Genomic DNA, 17,419 nt, shown 5'->3' on the forward strand with positions numbered 1-17,419 from the left:
GTTATGCTTTACAAAAGCATGAATAAGAATGCTTATTTTCGCCCATAGATTTTACCACAATTATGAATTGGAATTACGATCAACTAAATAAAATCATTGGATGGATCACCTTTACCATCGCTTTAACCATATTCTGGCTTACAGTAGAACCTACAATTAGTTTTTGGGACGCTGGTGAGTACATCGCAACATCGGCAATGCTCGAGGTAGGACATCCACCTGGAGCACCGTTGTATCAAATGCTAGGCGCATTCTTCTCAATTTTCACTACCGATGCTACTCAAATCGCCTACATGGTGAATTTGATGTCGGTGTTCTCAAGTGCCTTTGCTGTGCTTTTTATGTTTTGGTCACTCACTTTATTACTTAAAAACCACATACTTAAAGATAAGGCAAGCGATACTATGGTTCTAGGTAGCGCAATGATAGGCTCATTAGCCTTTGCTGTAACTGATAGCTTTTGGTTTAATGCTGTAGAGGCAGAAGTATACGCCATGACAACCATGCTCATGAGTTTAATGTTTTACCTAGGCCTTTTGTGGGAACGCGACATGCTTAAACCTAGAGGTAATCGCTGGCTTATTTTAATCTCATTTATTATAGGTCTTTCCTTTGGAGTGCACTTTCTAGGATTACTTACCATACCAGCTATTGGACTTTTATGGTACTTCAAGCATTATAAAAAAATCACTCCTCTTAATTTCATACTCGCAAATGTCGCTGTTGTCGCAGTCCTTCTATTTGTTTTCCTATTCTTAGGACCTAATACCTTGGCTATTTTTGGCCAACTGGAAATTTTCTTTGTCAATGACATTGGGTTGCCATTCAATTATGGTACTATTATAGTTTTTGTTTTAATTGTAGCCTTATTCATTTATTTAATTACGCTTTCGCGAAAGCGTAATCTACCACTACTAAATACCATAACACTAAGTATCGCATTTATCCTCATAGGTTTTTCCTCATGGGTAATGTTACCCATAAGATCAAATGCTGGAGTTCCTATAAATGAAAACCGTCCCGAGGACGCACGATCATTACTGGCTTACTATAATCGTGAACAGTATCCTAAACAAACTATTTTCTACGGACCTTCATTTACCGACAGGTATGTAGGTCTAGATCCTGATGAGCCTTACGTGGATGAGAAACCTAAATATGAGCGCAATGATGAGTTAGGAAAGTACGTGATCGTAAATAATTATGAGGATGCTGCTCAAAACACCCATAGCGATCACAAAGGATTTTTTCCTAGAATGACCGACGGTAGTAGGGCTACTAATTATGTTGAATACATGGGTGAGCTGCCTTATGAAATCAAAAAAGGGTATGAAAACAATCCACAACTACTAGAGGTTTTAGGCCAGTTAGAACTAGATTACAAATCAGGAAAAATTGAAACTAACGAGTATATCAATGCCATTGTAGGTTTACGAGATTATATTACTGTTTCAAAACCAGGGTTCTTTCAAAACGTAGATTACATGTTGAATTATCAAATTTCATACATGTACTTAAGATACTTCATGTGGAATTTTACCGGAAGACAGAATGATGTTCAAGGAGAATGGGATCCATTTAATGGTAACTGGATAAGCGGAATTAAGTTTATTGATGAATTCAGACTAGGTAATCAAGATGAGTTAAGTGAGGACATGTTAAATAATCCTGCACGCAACACTTATTTCTTTTTACCATTAATCCTAGGTTTATTAGGTGCTATATTTCATTTTACAAAAGATAAAAAGTCTTTTTATGTTACCCTAGTACTTTTTGTTTTCACCGGGATTGCCATAATTATTTATCTTAATCAAGCCATTTTTCAAGTAAGAGAACGTGATTATGCCTATGTAGGTTCCTTTTTAGTATTTTCTATGTGGATAGGAATGGGAGTTTATTCTATCTATGAAGGATTAAGAGATCTTATAAAATCAAAGCCAGCACAATTAGTTTCACTCGTAGCTTGTTTTGCAGCAGCACCTTTACTCATGGGTGTTCAAAACTGGGACGACCATGATAGATCAGGAAAATACTCTGCCTTAGAAAATGCGCGTAAATACTTGGATAGCTGCCTACCTAACGCCATGATATTTACAATAGGTGACAATGACACGTTCCCTTTATGGTATTTACAAGAGGTTGAGAATTATCGCACTGATGTTAGGGTTGTATGTACTTCCCTATTAAGCACAGCCTGGTATATGGATGATATGAAAAAGCAAGCATGGGACAGCGCTCCAGTTCCTAGCACTTTATCACACAGCGATTACACCTATGGCACTAGAGATGTTTTATTACCATTAGATAAAGAAAAAGCTGTTGAAATGGGTGCTCCTAAGGCATTCCTTAAAGATACGCTGGACATCACAGACTGGATGGCATGGGTACGCAGCAACAAGCGTTATACCATGGAAGATCGATTCGGGCCTTATGAAGAGCATACTTATCCTAGTAAATTCATACGAGTTCCTGTCAATAAGCAGGCTGTACTAGCTAATGGTGTGGTACCTGAAAAAGATGCTGATAAAATAGTTGACGAAATAATCATTGAACTAGACAGTGATTATGTATATAAAAACAGAATGTTCATGCTGGATATTCTTGCAGCTAATAACTGGGAACGACCTATTTATTTTTCTGGTGGTGCCTTTGGTGACGAAGACTATATCTGGATGAAAGATTATCTTCAATTAGATGGCTGCGCTTATCGTCTAATACCTATAAAATCAGAATACGACCCTAGAGATCCATTTTCAATGGGTCGCGTTGATGCTGATCATGGATATGAGGTATTAAAAAGTTGGAAATGGGGCAACAGCGGTAATCCAGATGTTTTACACGATGTAGAAACTAGACGCAATAGTGTAGGGTTTAGAAGTAACATTACCCGAGTAGCTACCGCACTTACCGAAGAAGGCAAACTAGATAAAGCTGAGGAAATCCTAGACCTTGGAATGGAAAAAATGCCTTTAGAATTATTTGGCCATTATTCCATGATAGAACCTTTTGTGACTGGTTATTATAATATCGGTAAAAGAGAAAAAGCACGAGATTTACTATTGAGAGTAATTGCCAAATATCAAGATGAATTAGAGTTCTATGAAAACTTTAATATTGACGATCAAGGTGAAGATGTAAGCATTGCAATTATTACTGCTGTTGAGAGGTATAGAAACCTTGTACAGTCTGCTATTCTAGCAAAAGATATGAAATTTGCTACTGAGCAAATTGATATTTTTAATGAATATATGATGCGATTCCCTAAACAGTATGATCCTAGAGAAAAATTAAGTATTGTAAATACTATATCGTCAAATAGCGACGATTTAGATCCTGCGTTAATCGATAGTGCAATGCTAGAATTACTAAGAATAAACGAGGAAAATACTGATCTTGAATCTTTACAAACTCCAAAGTCAGATAGCCTGGATTAAAAATGAGATGGTATCCCTTTCATAATCCTGATTGGGTCACTTCCCTTTTCCCAGGTTGTACCTGGCACAAAAGCCGTTCAGAAAAAAAAGTTTATTTAACCTTTGATGATGGACCTCAACCAGATGCAACAGCTTATGTTCTAGAGCTTTTAGATTCCTATGGAATGAAAGCTACCTTTTTTTGTGTAGGAGATAATGTAATTAAACATCCTGATCTTTATGACAGTATATTAAATGGTGGTCATCAAACAGGTAATCATACTCAACACCATTTAAATAGTTGGAAAACCAATGACAAACAATACATTAAAAATGTAAAGCTTGCAGAGTTTTCTATTAAATCAATGTTGTTTAGACCACCGTATGGTAAATTGGGGTTATCTACTTATAACTCATTAAAAAAACTAGGGTATCAAATTACAATGTGGGACGTACTTTCAGGAGATTTTGATGTTAATCAAAACCCGACGGTTGTATTAAAACAGTTAAAAAAGCATACTAAAAACGGAAGTATTATTGTATTTCATGACAGTGACAAATTTCTAGAAATGTTGAAACAAGTGCTTCCCGAATATTTACAATACGTGAAGGACAACGGCTGGGAAACAGCGACTCTTTAATTTAAGAGTATTGTTGTAATAGGGTAACAAGAGCATTTCCATCTTGTATTCCACTTTGACGCCACATCATCTCACCAGACTTATAAAGAATAAAAGTAGGCAAGGTTTTAATACGTAGGGCATTGGACAACTCGACATTCTTATCGACATTGATTTTTATCACTTTTGCCTGATCACCAAGGGTAGCAGCAACATTTTTTAAAATATCCTGCATACTTTGTGATTCCTCATTCCACTCAGTAAAAAAACTAAGTAGAACAGGTTTTTCAGTATTTATAAGCTCGCCAAATTTTGACATATCAAGTACACCTTATCTTATCAAAAATAAGAAACTTTACCCTATTAAGCACGTTTTAAGGTTATCACTGTTATCTCTGGCCAAATTCCTGCACGTCCAGAATAACCTATGAAACCAAATCCACGATTAACATTTAAAAATTGATCTAATTCCTTATAGATACCAGCCCATCGTTTGTAAACAAAACTCACTGGACTCCATTTAAAAAAACCAGGTATCTCAACACCAAATTGCATTCCATGAGTATGACCACTTAGAGTGAGATGAAACTTTTTAGGATGATCTTTAACTTGTAATTCCCAGTGACTAGGATCATGACTCATTAAAACTTTAAAACTAGAATCCGACAACGAGGCGCTAGCTTTGTCTAGATTACCATATTTAGGAAAACGTCCACCACCATAATTTTGAACTCCTACAATATGTAAACTATCCGCACCTCTCTTAATTTCATGTGCTTCATCCATCATTAATCGCCATCCCATATTCTTTTGAATTTCGAACAACTCTTCAAGATTTTTACGCTTTTCACTTTGACTAACCCAATTCACATAATCACCATAATCATGATTCCCTAATACAGAAAACACACCATCCTTGGCCTTTAATCTTCCCAAGATTTCTTCCCAGCCATAAAGTTCTCGTGCCACATTATTAACCAGATCACCTGTGAACAATATGACATCACTTTGTTGTTTATTTACAAGGTCAATGGCATAGGCTACCTCATCCTTATCATCAAAACTACCTACGTGAATATCACTTATTTGAGAAATTTTATAACCATTAAATTCTTCGGGTAAATCATCAAAACTTAATTCATATTCACGTACTTGATAATTGTATTTCCCTTTCCAGGCTCCATATAAAATAGCACCAAAAGGCAATGCAGCAAGTGCTAGTCCCGTTTTGGCTATAAATGAACGACGGCTAGGCAGGAAAGATGAGCTAGCGTCAGACATTCCTTCTAGGTCGGTAGAATTATGCTTTCGCGAAAGCGAGACAACACCTTCTACAATCCTCACAATATCCTCGAAGAACATGATGAGTAAGAAGACCGTTTTGGCTGCTAGAAAAGCCAAAAATAAGGTTACTGCAAAATCTCTTACTGGAACTACTTGAGTGCGATCTGGAGATAAATAGAATTGTAAAACAACGTTTAGGAAAATAAGTACTGATACCGCTAGATATACCCATTTCCACCAATGACCCTTGGCTAGTACTCGAATAAGTTGAAAAGCATAAATTTCAACAATAATGAAAAAACCTATGATATATATAAATCTCATGGCGCTAAATTAACTCAATACAACAGGTTATGGATTAAGATAAAGTTAAAGCCGGCGATCTTGCTCACCCTAGCATATAGTTTTATCTTTAACCTTCTCAAATTTTCATCATGACGAACGACGGAACCGACGATAAAAGACTGTTTTTACTAGATGCTTATGCTTTAATTTTTAGAGGATATTATGCTCTTATTAAAAATCCTAGAATCAATTCACAAGGCATGGATACCAGTGCAATAATGGGATTTACTAACAGCCTTTTTGATGTTATAAGACGTGAAAAACCAGAATATCTAGCTGTTGCCTTTGACAAGGAAGGAAGTGCAGAGCGTACCGAACTATATGCAGATTATAAAGCTAATCGTGACGAAACACCAGAAGCAATTAAAATAGCCGTACCCTACATTCAACAAATATTAAAGGCAATGCATATTCCTATTATTGAGGAAGCTGGTATCGAGGCCGATGATTTAATAGGTACTTTATCAAAACAAGCCGAAAAAGAAGGATTTACCGTTTATATGGTAACACCTGATAAGGATTATGCACAATTAGTTTCTGACAATATCTACATGTATCGTCCTGCTCGCATGGGTAATGGGATAGAAATATGGGGCATTCCTGAAGTTCAAAAAAAGTTTGAAGTAGATCGACCTGAACAAGTAATCGACTATTTAGGAATGATGGGTGATGCCAGTGATAACATTCCAGGGTTACCTGGAGTAGGAGATAAAACTGCAAAAAAGTTTATTAAGGCCTATGGATCCATGGAAGGACTTTATGAAAACCTTGATCAACTTAAAGGTAAAATGAAAGAAAAAGTAGAAGCTAATAGAGAATTAGGTTTTCTTTCAAAACAGCTTGCAACCATTAAATTGGATTGTCCTGTTCAATTTAACGCAAGTAAATACACACTAGATGATCCAGATGTTGAGAAAGTTCATGAGATTTTTGATGAATTGGAATTTCGTCGTGCCAAAGAAACACTAGCCAAAATATTTGCTCCAGATAATGTCCCTGGTGTTAACTACAAAGAAGACAATAAAAAAACACCGTCTGATAACAGCACCAGTTCTTCAAGTGGTCAATTTGATTTGTTTTCTACACCAGGATCAGGTACCGCTGCAGAGGCTGATGCCACTGGTCGTAATACACTTTCAACCACCGATCATTTGTACCAGATCGTGCAGCCTGGAATGGGGACAAAATTATTTATTCAGACCTTAATGAATCAAAACAGCGTTTGTTTTGATACTGAAACCACAGGACTTGATCCTTTAATAGCTCAACTAGTAGGAATTGCATTTTCATGGGAAAAAGGCAAGGGTTATTACCTGCCTTTTCCAGAGGATCAAGAACAAGCCATAGAACTATTACAGCAGTTAAAACCATTTTTTGAATCTGAACAGATTGAAAAAGTTGGACAAAATTTGAAGTACGACATTAAAGTACTAGACAAATATGAGGTTAAAGTAAAGGGCCCTATGTTTGACACTATGCTAGCGCACTATTTAATTAATCCTGACATGCGTCACAATATGGATGTCCTAGCAGAGACCTACTTGAACTATACGCCACAAAGTATTACCGAATTAATTGGAAAGAAAGGTAAAAATCAAAAATCCATGCGCGACGTGGATTTGGATAAAGTAAAAGAATACGCCGTAGAGGATGCAGACATCACGTTCCAGCTTAAGGAATTTTTTATCAAAGAACTAGCTGCCGCTGGTACTGATAAGTTATTTCATGAAATAGAAATGCCACTTTTGAAGGTGCTTGCTGCTATGGAGATTGAAGGTATAAATCTTGATTGCGATTATTTAGATACGCTTTCGCGAAAGCTAACAGAAGACATAGCCCAGTTAGAATCCAACATATATGAAATTGCAGGTGAAGAATTTAACATAGGATCTCCTAAACAATTAGGAGAAATACTATTTGGCAAAATGAAACTTGTCGATAAGCCGAAGAAAACTAAAACAGGACAATATTCTACTGCAGAAGATGTACTAAGTTATCTAGCTAAAGATCATCAAATTGTTGCCAATGTTTTAGAATACCGAGGACTCACTAAACTTAAATCAACCTATGTAGACGCATTGCCTAATCAGGTCAATCAACAAACGAAACGCATACACACTAACTACATGCAAACTGTAGCTGCAACGGGAAGATTAAGCTCTACAGATCCTAATTTACAAAACATACCTATACGTACTGAACGTGGCCGACAAGTGCGTAAGGCTTTTGTACCACGCAATGAAAATTACAGGCTTGTCGCGGCTGATTACTCCCAAATTGAATTGCGCATTATTGCAGCATTAAGTGAAGAGGAAAACATGATCGCAGCTTTTCAAAACAATGAAGATATTCATGCCAGTACAGCAGCAAGGGTATTTAATGTTCCCATTCAAGATGTTACCCGTGAGCAACGTAGTAATGCAAAGACTGTGAACTTTGGGATTATTTATGGGGTAAGTGCATTTGGTTTAAGCAATCAGACTGATTTATCTCGTAGTGAAGCTAAAGAGCTTATTGATACCTATTACGCAACTTATCCTAAGTTAAAAGCATACATGCAAGAACAAGTCGACTTTGCTAGAGAGAATGGATATGTAGAAACTGTGTTAGGTCGTAGACGCTACTTGAAGGATATAAACAGTTCTAATGCTGTTGTTCGAGGCGCTGCTGAACGAAATGCGGTGAACGCACCTATTCAAGGTAGTGCTGCTGACATCATTAAGTTAGCAATGATCAATATTCACAACAAGTTTGAAGCATTAAATTGCAAATCAAAAATGCTACTTCAGGTGCATGATGAATTGGTTTTTGATATTCATGATGATGAATTAGAAGACATGAAAATACTCATTAAAACAGAGATGGAAAATGCCTATAAAATGAGTGTACCGCTAGATGTTGAAGTTGGTTTAGGAAATGATTGGTTAGAGGCGCATTAAGTCAAAAAAAGATCTCGATGAAAACAGCTTTTATCTTAATAATTACTTTAATGAGTTTATCGTGTACTCATTCTCAAGAGGATTTGCCAGAGGTATCCCAAGGTAGTATTCAACGAATTCCTGATTTTAAATCAAATTACGTTACAGCTAGGAATATTGATATATGGTTACCAGATGATTATTCTAAAAATAAAAGGTATTCAGTTTTATACATGCACGATGGTCAAATGCTATACGATGCTAAAGATTCGTGGAATAAACAGTCATGGGAAATGGATGAGGCTGCACATCAACTCTATAAGAGAGATGCATGTTCAAAGGAATTTATTATTGTAGGTATTTGGAATGGTGGTGAAACTAGACATAGTGATTATTTCCCACAAAAACCTTTTGAAATGCTCACGAAAGATGAAAGAAATATTGTAAGCGAACAATTAAAACAGTCGCATGTTCCTCTTGAATCTAGCTTTACTCCAACTTCGGATAATTATTTGAAATTCATAGTGCGTGAGTTAAAACCTCACATTGATGAGATGTTCAACACCTATACAGATAAAGACAACACTTATATTGCAGGCAGCAGTATGGGTGGCTTGATTTCTATATATGCTCTATGTGAATATCCACAAGTTTTTGGAGGTGCTGCATGTCTTTCAACTCACTGGCCTGGAACGTTTACTTTGGAAAACAATCCTATTCCAAACGCCTTCAAACAATACTTAAAGAACAATCTTCCAGATCCAGCTACACACAAATTATATTTTGACTGTGGTGATGAAACTTTGGATGCCCTATATCCAGAGATTCAAAAAGAGGTTGATTTCATTATTAAAGAGAAAGGTTACACCGCTAAAAATTGGAGAACGGGATACTTCCCTGGAGAGAATCACAGCGAAAATGCCTGGAGAGATAGAGTTATTATCCCTTTAGAATTTCTTTTTCAATAGTTACCTAATTAAAGAGAACGTGATTTTTTTGACACACCTGTTTATTAGTGATGGATTATAACTTTATCAGTTATAACAATATCATCTATTTTAGCCTTAAATAAATAAGTTCCATTACTAAATTGAGAGACATCAATAGTTCCTATATTATTTTGATTGAAATAAACCTGTTTTCCCATCATATCAAAAATATATAACTCATCTATGGTTTTTGAAGATGTTATGATAATCCTTTCTTTTGCAGGGTTTGGATATAATTTTAAGGTATAACTAGATTCATCATCTAGTGATAGCACATTTTGATAAATACGTACATAGTCGATTTGCATATCACTCTGCACAAAATTAGGATCTACCGTTCCAGCAATACCACCCATGGCTACATTCAATAATAAATATTGATCTGCATCAAATGGCCAAGTATCGACATTACGTATAGTAGGGCTGTAGGTATAAAAAGGTACATCATCTATCAGAAACGTTATTTGTTGTGGCGACCAGTTTACCGAATATATATGAAACGTATTTGCAACATCTGATAACATAAACGGCTGATAATTCATGGTTGCTCCAAAACATCCTGAACAATTTGTATGTAAGGCCGCAGAAACCTGATTTACGGGCCCTAATCCATGTTCCATAATATCGATTTCCCCACACAAAGGCCAATTGGTTGTACCGAACTGGCTGTCCCAATAACCACCATCTTCATTTATATTTTTACCTAACATCCAAATAGCTGGCCACGTACCATCACCCATTGGTAGTTTAGCCCTTACGTCTACTCTACCATGAGTAAACGCAAACTTAGAATTCAATCTAGCACTAGTATATTGTTTCGTCTCACCTTGATCAGTAAAATTTTCTCTTTTTGCAACTATATGCAGCATTCCATTTTCTACATAAGAATTATCTAATCGATTTGTATAGTGCTGAATCTCGCCGTTTGCCCATCCTGTTGGAGTAATCATTTGTGTTTGATGAAACCACTTTGTTGGATCAACAGGATTGTTGAAACCAGGTGTATTAAATTCATCTGACCATACAAGATCTGTATAGACTACATCAATAGGATTAGGTGGTGGAGATACGACAGCATTGTTATCGATATCGTCTATGAGGTAGGTTCCAGGTGTTAAGGAACCACCATCGATAAATAAGGTTATCCGACTGTAAGTACCCGTTCCAGTAACTGTATTTCCTGTAGCAGTTTCTGTAGCATTTGAAAAGTCAAAATTGAGTGTTGTCCAAGAATTTTGAGAATTAACTACAGTTGTACTGACTTCAATATCAGTATTTATACCATTCTCAAGTTTTACTATAATATTGTGACTATTTGGATCAAAGGCAAAAAACCTAAGAGATAGATTTGAATCGTTATCTAAATCTACAGGAGTTCCTAAATCAATAAAAAACCCTTGATAAGCAGCAGCACCATTATTGAAAAATTCACCCACTTGGTTACCTGCTTGTGAAGGATCACCTCTAAAGGAAAATCCTGATCCCGAAAACGAAGAAAAAGGAAAAGAATTGTTTTCAAAATCTAACGGTAATTGCTGGCTATTGGACCAACAAAATCCTATAATAAAGAAGAAAAGACTATAAATTTTCATGTATCAAATGTAACTGAACCAGCATACACGACACCTATTTACCACCTCTACAAAAACTATACAGAGGTGCTACTATTTACTTTTCCTTACTTTTTTTCTTCAAATAAACATGCTTCAACTCAAATCATAGATTTATATAAGTCTATCTATAAGCTTTATACATTACCACGATCTGATTCTCTCTACTATTAGTGCTAGATCCCGCAAGGAATCTATCTACATTAATCGTAAATCCATCGGTATCAAAAGAAGTCATTGAGGCTCTTATCAAGCCTTCTTGAGCATCTGTACCGCCAGTAGCTGATCCATTATCGTGAATAGGCTCTCCATTATTATTTACAAATAATGCGGCAAAACAATGGTTAGTAGAAGAATAAGTTCCAATGTTATTTATACTGGAGCCACTCAAACCAGTTGCCATTGCATATTGATCTATGGTACCACCATTATTTTGGGCAAAACCAGTTGTCATTCCACCAGCCATTCTAATATCATTGCTATTATTTTGGCTAGATCGAGACGCTCCTTCGTTAGCTGTTTGCACCCTATTTATCGCAACAAATTCAACACTAGATGGCTCAAACCCTACACCTGTAACAGATACTGATCCACTGCTTGTTATAGTTATTGTTCCAAAGTGAATTTGTTTTTCTCTATCTGTAGTCATAAGCGCCCAACTACCGCTTTCAAAAATGAAGATTCCTGCAGGTGTTAAACCGCCTGTTCCGGTGTTGTAAACAATAGTACCATCGGCGATAGGACCTCCATTAGGATTTATTATAGTAGTGTTATCCGTATTGGATGAAAGCGCTATTCTAGGTAATAAAACACCCGTATTGGAAGAAACTATATCGAGCACTCCTTCTGGTGAACTAGTATTAAGACCAACTTGAGAAAAAACAACAAAAGGAACTAGAAAAAATAGAATTTTTAGGGACTTCATAATACGTTTTCTTTTAAAATCAACGCAAATAAAGTTTCTATAGACGAAAGGACAAAAAAAATAATTATCAATTGTTAACCATTGTTTTTAATCGAATTTAACACCGTTTTAATCGGTGAATTCAATTAAAATAAATGCGATTCATCGATTTTTATCTAACCAGAGCAAAATTTCCTGAAACCTTTGGTCTATTTTCAATCTCTAGTGTAAACCAATAAGTGGATGAAGGTAAAGGGTTACCATTATACGTACCATCCCAACCTACTGTATCTGGCGATAGCTGCTTAAGTAACTTACCATGACGATCATAAATAAAAAGTTGAGCTCCTGGATATTCTTTAAGTCCGTCAAATGTCCAGTAATCATTAAAGCCATCTTGATTTGGAGTAAAAAAACGTTGATAATCCAATGTTACAAAAGTGGCAAAAATTACACCACATCCGTTTCTATCTCTCACCCTTAGATCATGATAGCCTTTGTACAACCCATCAAAGAAATTAGAACTTTGATAGGCACCGTCATCTACTGAAAATTCGTAGTCTCCAGAACCGCTTACCAGTATTGTAGCTGTATTATCGCCATTTCTAAAATCCTGAGTGATGATTTCATCAATAGTAGCTTTTGAAGATGGTAGAGCCTCGATAGTCAGCTGAGAGGTACATCCCTCATTGTTTGTAACAGTTACCGTATAAGATCCCGGTGAGAGTACATCAATTGTGTTGGTGTCTTGTCCACTTTCACCTGTACTCCATTCATAGAATTCAAATCCAAATTCCACACCTATAGTAATAGGCTGTGTATTCTCTTCGCATATAATTATTGGGTCCTGCATCCTTAAGTCAGGCGTTCTATTCAATACAACATTAAAATCTAAATCAGTAAAGCATCCTGAATTTACATCAGTAACACGAGAAAAAATACTAGTAACAGGTTGTGAAATTTGCGGTGTACCCGATAAGTTATTGGTAGGTACTGAGCGATCATTATTAGTTAGATAATGCCTTACTTCAAATAAATTTGGGTCTAAAGCACCAAGTATCTCAGACGTTAAATCACTTAAAATAATTTGCTCTAACCCATCATTTTCTATATCACAAACAAGATAATTATTAGGATTTTGCACAACTGGAGGATTATACAGTCTCAAAGGAACTCGAACCACAGAATCACAAATAATACCTGCTGGATCGGTAACCTTTAAAAAATAAAAAGTTTGTGTGGTAGTAGCTGTAACATTTGGATTTATAGGATTGGTGTCGTTAAAAGCATCTTGTTCAGTATCATGATAGGTAATGTTGTACGAACTCGCATTTGCTACAAATAAATCTACATTTGCCGCAAGATCATAAGACTCTGTATTATTAACTGAGCATACAACTACTTCATCAAGATCATTAGGTATGCCATTTTCATCAACCACAATTTCAAACTCTGTAAAGTCAGTACAATTTGAGTCAGTACGTTCAATTCTAGCAAATACTGAAAAAGTACTTGTTGAATTTGTATAAGGAAATGATAATGCACCAGTACCTATATTAGCATCATTCAAGCTTTCGTGGTAAGTTACTATTACGTTGGATTGACCATTTATAATAGTAGCGTCAAACTGGGTAAAATCAAACTCTCTAATTCCGTCTTGTGGCCCTAGGTTATCACAATACTCTTGATCTTGTACAGGATGTGCTATAGGACCTGGCGGCAAGGTTGCCGTTCCTCCAGGATTAAGTTGAAATCCTCCTGTACCTACTGCAAGTCCTACAATAATATAATATACTTCACCAGCTGTAGCATCAATCTCTCTTAAATATCCATTCCCATTTGCACCAGGACCTTCTGTTACATCAGTCTCTGTATCATTTAATCCTGTGTTACTTGAAACACCAGCACGTTGTGGGTTTGTACTGCTACATCTAATTGCAGCTCCCAAATTATTACAATCTGTCACAGGTCCAAAGACAGCGAAATCATAATCAGCATATGCAACATCGGGCACCAAATCAAATCTAAAGCTTCCCGTATTTTCAATTTCCACCCTAAACCAGGCCTGATCTACCGGAAAATCATAACAAAAAGGCACTTGATTGTTGGGGCTTGCAAAATCATTGGTCCCAGCTCCTGATGGTGTTAATCCTAAATCTGTATTACCACAAAGTAAAATGGCATTGGTACAATCATTGGGATTTTGAGCAACCGAGGAAAAACCAATCACTAAACAAATAAAAAACTGTAAAAATTTAAAACGCTTCATTTAGTAAAAATAGGTTTAATTATTTAACCAGTACGTGTAATAAATGATGCAATTCCTCGAGAGTATTCAAATAACAAAAACTCACTCTTATACCGGGACCTCGTAACGAGGTAATAATATTTGAATCAAGCAACTTTTGATACAAGTGTTCATCACCATTAATGTTAAATATACCTGAATGGGATTCTCTGTGCATGACAGATGGATCTAACAACTTACGCTGCTTAAATTCTTGAAATACATTCTTGGACAATGTTTTATGCCTTAAATCAATATTTTGAATTCCTATTTTTTCTACTTCTTTTAAAGCTAGATTCAATGAAGATATAGCTAGCAAATCAACATGTCCTGGCTCAAACTGCTGTATCATTAAACTGCGATTATCCTGACGAGTATTTATAAGTTGATTTAAATGACTAGATACCTTTGAATATGAATCTGGTTGAATTGAAATAAATCCTATTCCATCACCTGCGTGTAGCCATTTGTAACAACTTGCGATGATTATATCTATTCCGCTTTCGCGAAAGCGGAACTCCTCACATCCCACGTATTGAGTTAAATCTGCAATAAAAACCGTATCGGGAAATTCGAGTTTAAGTTGTTTTATGAATTCATTGTTTAATTGAATGCCAGAAATATATTGAACCATACTAAAGCAGAAAAAATCAGGAGCTTCCTTTCTAAAAGCTTCTAGGATTTTCTGCTCAATTTCATTGTCTATAGTAACATATTGAGTAATAAAACCTCGTTGCCTTACAGCGTCGTTAAGTGATGGGTAATCATTTTCAATTAATAAAAATTTAGATTCCTTATCCAGAGTATGCAAAACGTGAATAAAAGCTTGTGAAAAATTAGGGACAAAAGCTGTGTAATCAATATGTGAATCAAGAAATTGCGATAGACGTTTCCTGCAGGTATCAATCAAATTACTGGAAAGGTTAGTAAACTTTGATCCTTCATCTCTTAATTGATTTAGTATGTGAATGCGTTCATTAATGACCGCTTGAGAAAGCAACCCGTGATTAGCCACATTTAAATAAGTGTACCTATTAAGAATGGGGTAAGCTGCTCTTAAATTCTTGATAAGGGATGAGTCCATAAAGTCTTTATACTGTACATTTGAGTATAAAAATACAACTAATCATGTTCGGTTTTAAAAAGAAACACGTACCAGAAATCGATCCTCTACAAAAGGAACTTATAGAAAATGCCCAACGACGCATTAAGGAAAAACGTGGTCTATTCACTCATTTTGTTGTTTTCCTTGTAGGAGCTATTGGTTTAATAATCATCTCACAAGTTCTTATGCAAAGTGAACCTAAAAAATTTCTAGGTGTGGAATGGTGGATATGGGTACTGTTTGTTTGGTTGTTATTATTGATTTATCACGCATTTAAAGTATTCATCACAAATAGACTGCTGGGTCCAGAATGGGAGAAAAAACAGTACAACCGATTGGTTCAAAAACAACAAGAACGCATCGCACAGCTTGAATCTAAAATTAATAGTGAAAAGCCTTTACCTAAAACAAAAATCATATCTCAATCTTCAAACAATAAAACTTTGACCATGATTGCAGCTGCAGGCAGCAATAATGAATTGGGGAAAGATGGTGATTTAGTATGGCATTTGCCAGACGACTTTAAACGTTTCAAAGCTATTACAACTGGTCATCATATTATTATGGGAAGAAAAACTTTTGAGTCCTTCCCTAAACCTTTACCTAATCGCACTCATATCGTACTCACACGTGATAAAAATTACAAAACCGCACAAGCCATCGTAGTCCACGACATGGAAACTGCCCTTGCAGCAGCAAGTGAAGATGAAAAACCGTTTATAATAGGTGGTGGAGAAATTTATCAATTAGCTCTACCTTACGCCACTCACATTGAACTTACTAGAGTTCATGGCTCTTTCACTGCTGATGCTTTTTTTCCAGAAATTGATACCAACGAGTGGAGTCTTATAAATAAAGTACATCATCCTAAGGATGATAAGCATGACTATGCTTTTGATTTTGAAACTTGGAAGCGTAAATAACAACAATCAAGATAAAGGACACCTGCAAACTAGTTATAGCAAGTAAACCTACAAAAGCCTACTTTTACAACCTGAAAAATTACTAATATGAAAGCATACGTTTTTCCTGGACAAGGAGCCCAGTTCACAGGAATGGGAAAAGACTTATATGATAATCACGCCTCTGCAAGGGCTTTATTTGAACAAGCAAACGAGCAACTAGGATTTGACATTGCCAAAATCATGTTTGAAGGAACAGCAGAAGAACTTAAGCAAACTAAGGTTACACAACCTGCCGTTTTTTTACATTCTGTAATTCTAGCAAAAACGATGGGCGATGCCTTTAAACCGGATATGGTAGCTGGACATTCTTTAGGAGAATTAAGTGCACTTACTGCTACAAATTGTTTAAAATTTGAGGACGGACTTAATCTAGTTTCTAAACGTGCACTAGCGATGCAAGCCGCATGTGAAATACAGTCTAGTACTATGGCCGCAATTTTAGGCTTGACAGATGATGTTGTAGAACAGGTTTGTAAAGAAGTAAAAGGAACCGTTGTTGCTGCCAACTATAATTGTCCCGGACAATTAGTAATTTCTGGAGCAGTACCTGCTGTTGAGGAAGCTTGTGAAAGATTAAAGGCGGCAGGAGCAAAACGTGCTTTAATACTTCCAGTAGGTGGTGCTTTTCACTCTCCGTTAATGGAACCTGCAAGAGAAGAACTAGCCGCAGCTATTGAAGCTACAGAATTCTCAAAACCAATTTGTCCTATTTACCAGAACGTAACCACGTTTGCTCTAAACAATACCGACGACATAAAAACAAACCTTATTTATCAGCTTACGGCACCTGTAAAATGGACTCAATCCATTCAAGAAATGATCAAGGATGGTGCTAATGAGTTTATTGAAGTAGGGCCTGGTCGCGCGCTACAGGGAATGATTAAAAAGATCGATAGAGAAGTTACCACAAGCAGTGCAACTATAGAATAATTCATACTAGAATAAAAACAAAAAACCCTATTCAATTAAGAATAGGGTT

The 17,419-nt window shown here is 36.1% G+C and carries 12 protein-coding genes; 6 read left to right on the top strand and 6 right to left on the bottom strand.

The genetic code is table 11. The features are described from left to right. Positions 1-62 precede the first annotated feature (62 nt). Together I5168_RS02755 and I5168_RS02760 are read left to right on the top strand one after the other, a co-directional pair. Positions 63-3,434 carry a glycosyltransferase family 117 protein gene (locus I5168_RS02755; protein WP_431472361.1) on the top strand — a complete coding sequence of 1,124 codons (3,372 nt, stop codon included), beginning with the start codon at positions 63-65 and terminating at the stop codon, positions 3,432-3,434. A 2-nt stretch (positions 3,435-3,436) separates the two neighbouring features. Further along, complete coding sequence (locus I5168_RS02760) at positions 3,437-4,054, top strand: polysaccharide deacetylase family protein (protein ID WP_167342909.1); 618 nt, start codon at positions 3,437-3,439, stop codon at positions 4,052-4,054. Between the two features lies 1 nt (position 4,055). Here I5168_RS02760 and I5168_RS02765 read toward each other — a convergent pair whose 3' ends face one another. Together I5168_RS02765 and I5168_RS02770 are read right to left on the bottom strand one after the other, a co-directional pair. Beyond that, positions 4,056-4,352 carry a thioredoxin family protein gene (locus I5168_RS02765; protein WP_042276304.1) on the bottom strand — a complete coding sequence of 99 codons (297 nt, stop codon included), beginning with the start codon at positions 4,350-4,352 and terminating at the stop codon, positions 4,056-4,058. Between the two features lie 44 nt (positions 4,353-4,396). Further along, positions 4,397-5,641 carry a metallophosphoesterase gene (locus I5168_RS02770; RefSeq protein ID WP_431472362.1) on the bottom strand — a complete coding sequence of 415 codons (1,245 nt, stop codon included), beginning with the start codon at positions 5,639-5,641 and terminating at the stop codon, positions 4,397-4,399. Positions 5,642-5,751: 110 nt separating this feature from the next. On the opposite strand from I5168_RS02770, the gene polA reads away from it, so the two are divergent. Then, entirely contained in the window at positions 5,752-8,601 is a 2,850-nt protein-coding gene (gene polA / locus I5168_RS02775; RefSeq protein WP_431472363.1) for a DNA polymerase I, read from the top strand. Between the two features lie 17 nt (positions 8,602-8,618). Further along, positions 8,619-9,548: an alpha/beta hydrolase gene (locus tag I5168_RS02780; protein WP_431472364.1), complete on the top strand. Its 930-nt coding sequence runs from the start codon at positions 8,619-8,621 to the stop codon at positions 9,546-9,548. Between the two features lie 44 nt (positions 9,549-9,592). Here the strand turns inward: I5168_RS02780 and I5168_RS02785 are convergent, their stop codons facing one another. The 4 genes from I5168_RS02785 to I5168_RS02800 form a co-directional block, all read right to left on the bottom strand. Next, a complete protein-coding gene (locus tag I5168_RS02785; RefSeq protein ID WP_431472365.1) occupies positions 9,593-11,161 on the bottom strand; it encodes a family 16 glycosylhydrolase in 1,569 nt (522 codons plus the stop codon). A gap of 142 nt (positions 11,162-11,303) precedes the next feature. Next, positions 11,304-12,104, bottom strand: a complete 801-nt coding sequence (locus tag I5168_RS02790; protein ID WP_105017695.1) for a hypothetical protein — start codon at positions 12,102-12,104, stop codon at positions 11,304-11,306. A gap of 151 nt (positions 12,105-12,255) precedes the next feature. Further along, on the bottom strand, positions 12,256-14,352 hold the full coding sequence (locus I5168_RS02795) for a T9SS type B sorting domain-containing protein (RefSeq protein WP_431472366.1): 2,097 nt from the start codon (positions 14,350-14,352) through the stop codon (positions 12,256-12,258). A 19-nt stretch (positions 14,353-14,371) separates the two neighbouring features. After that, the gene (locus I5168_RS02800; protein ID WP_431472367.1) at positions 14,372-15,454 is read right to left on the bottom strand and encodes an aminotransferase class V-fold PLP-dependent enzyme; all 1,083 of its coding nucleotides are present in this window, start codon (positions 15,452-15,454) and stop codon (positions 14,372-14,374) included. A gap of 20 nt (positions 15,455-15,474) precedes the next feature. Between I5168_RS02800 and I5168_RS02805 the strand changes: the two genes are divergently transcribed. Beyond that, positions 15,475-16,398, top strand: a complete 924-nt coding sequence (locus I5168_RS02805) for a dihydrofolate reductase (protein ID WP_431472368.1) — start codon at positions 15,475-15,477, stop codon at positions 16,396-16,398. A gap of 87 nt (positions 16,399-16,485) precedes the next feature. Further along, on the top strand, positions 16,486-17,370 hold the full coding sequence (fabD, locus tag I5168_RS02810; RefSeq protein ID WP_042276329.1) for an ACP S-malonyltransferase: 885 nt from the start codon (positions 16,486-16,488) through the stop codon (positions 17,368-17,370). The last annotated feature ends 49 nt before the right edge of the window (positions 17,371-17,419 follow it).

It is taken from the genome of Nonlabens sp. SCSIO 43208, assembly GCF_050703575.1.
Lineage (GTDB): Bacteria > Bacteroidota > Bacteroidia > Flavobacteriales > Flavobacteriaceae > Nonlabens > Nonlabens tegetincola.

Coding starts and splice junctions, on each gene's coding strand:
- I5168_RS02755 (WP_431472361.1), top strand. CDS start 63: ATGAATTGGAATTACGATCAACTAAATAAAATCATTGGATGGATCACC.
- I5168_RS02760 (WP_167342909.1), top strand. CDS start 3,437: ATGAGATGGTATCCCTTTCATAATCCTGATTGGGTCACTTCCCTTTTC.
- I5168_RS02765 (WP_042276304.1), bottom strand. CDS start 4,352: ATGTCAAAATTTGGCGAGCTTATAAATACTGAAAAACCTGTTCTACTT.
- I5168_RS02770 (WP_431472362.1), bottom strand. CDS start 5,641: ATGAGATTTATATATATCATAGGTTTTTTCATTATTGTTGAAATTTAT.
- polA (WP_431472363.1), top strand. CDS start 5,752: ATGACGAACGACGGAACCGACGATAAAAGACTGTTTTTACTAGATGCT.
- I5168_RS02780 (WP_431472364.1), top strand. CDS start 8,619: ATGAAAACAGCTTTTATCTTAATAATTACTTTAATGAGTTTATCGTGT.
- I5168_RS02785 (WP_431472365.1), bottom strand. CDS start 11,161: ATGAAAATTTATAGTCTTTTCTTCTTTATTATAGGATTTTGTTGGTCC.
- I5168_RS02790 (WP_105017695.1), bottom strand. CDS start 12,104: ATGAAGTCCCTAAAAATTCTATTTTTTCTAGTTCCTTTTGTTGTTTTT.
- I5168_RS02795 (WP_431472366.1), bottom strand. CDS start 14,352: ATGAAGCGTTTTAAATTTTTACAGTTTTTTATTTGTTTAGTGATTGGT.
- I5168_RS02800 (WP_431472367.1), bottom strand. CDS start 15,454: ATGGACTCATCCCTTATCAAGAATTTAAGAGCAGCTTACCCCATTCTT.
- fabD (WP_042276329.1), top strand. CDS start 16,486: ATGAAAGCATACGTTTTTCCTGGACAAGGAGCCCAGTTCACAGGAATG.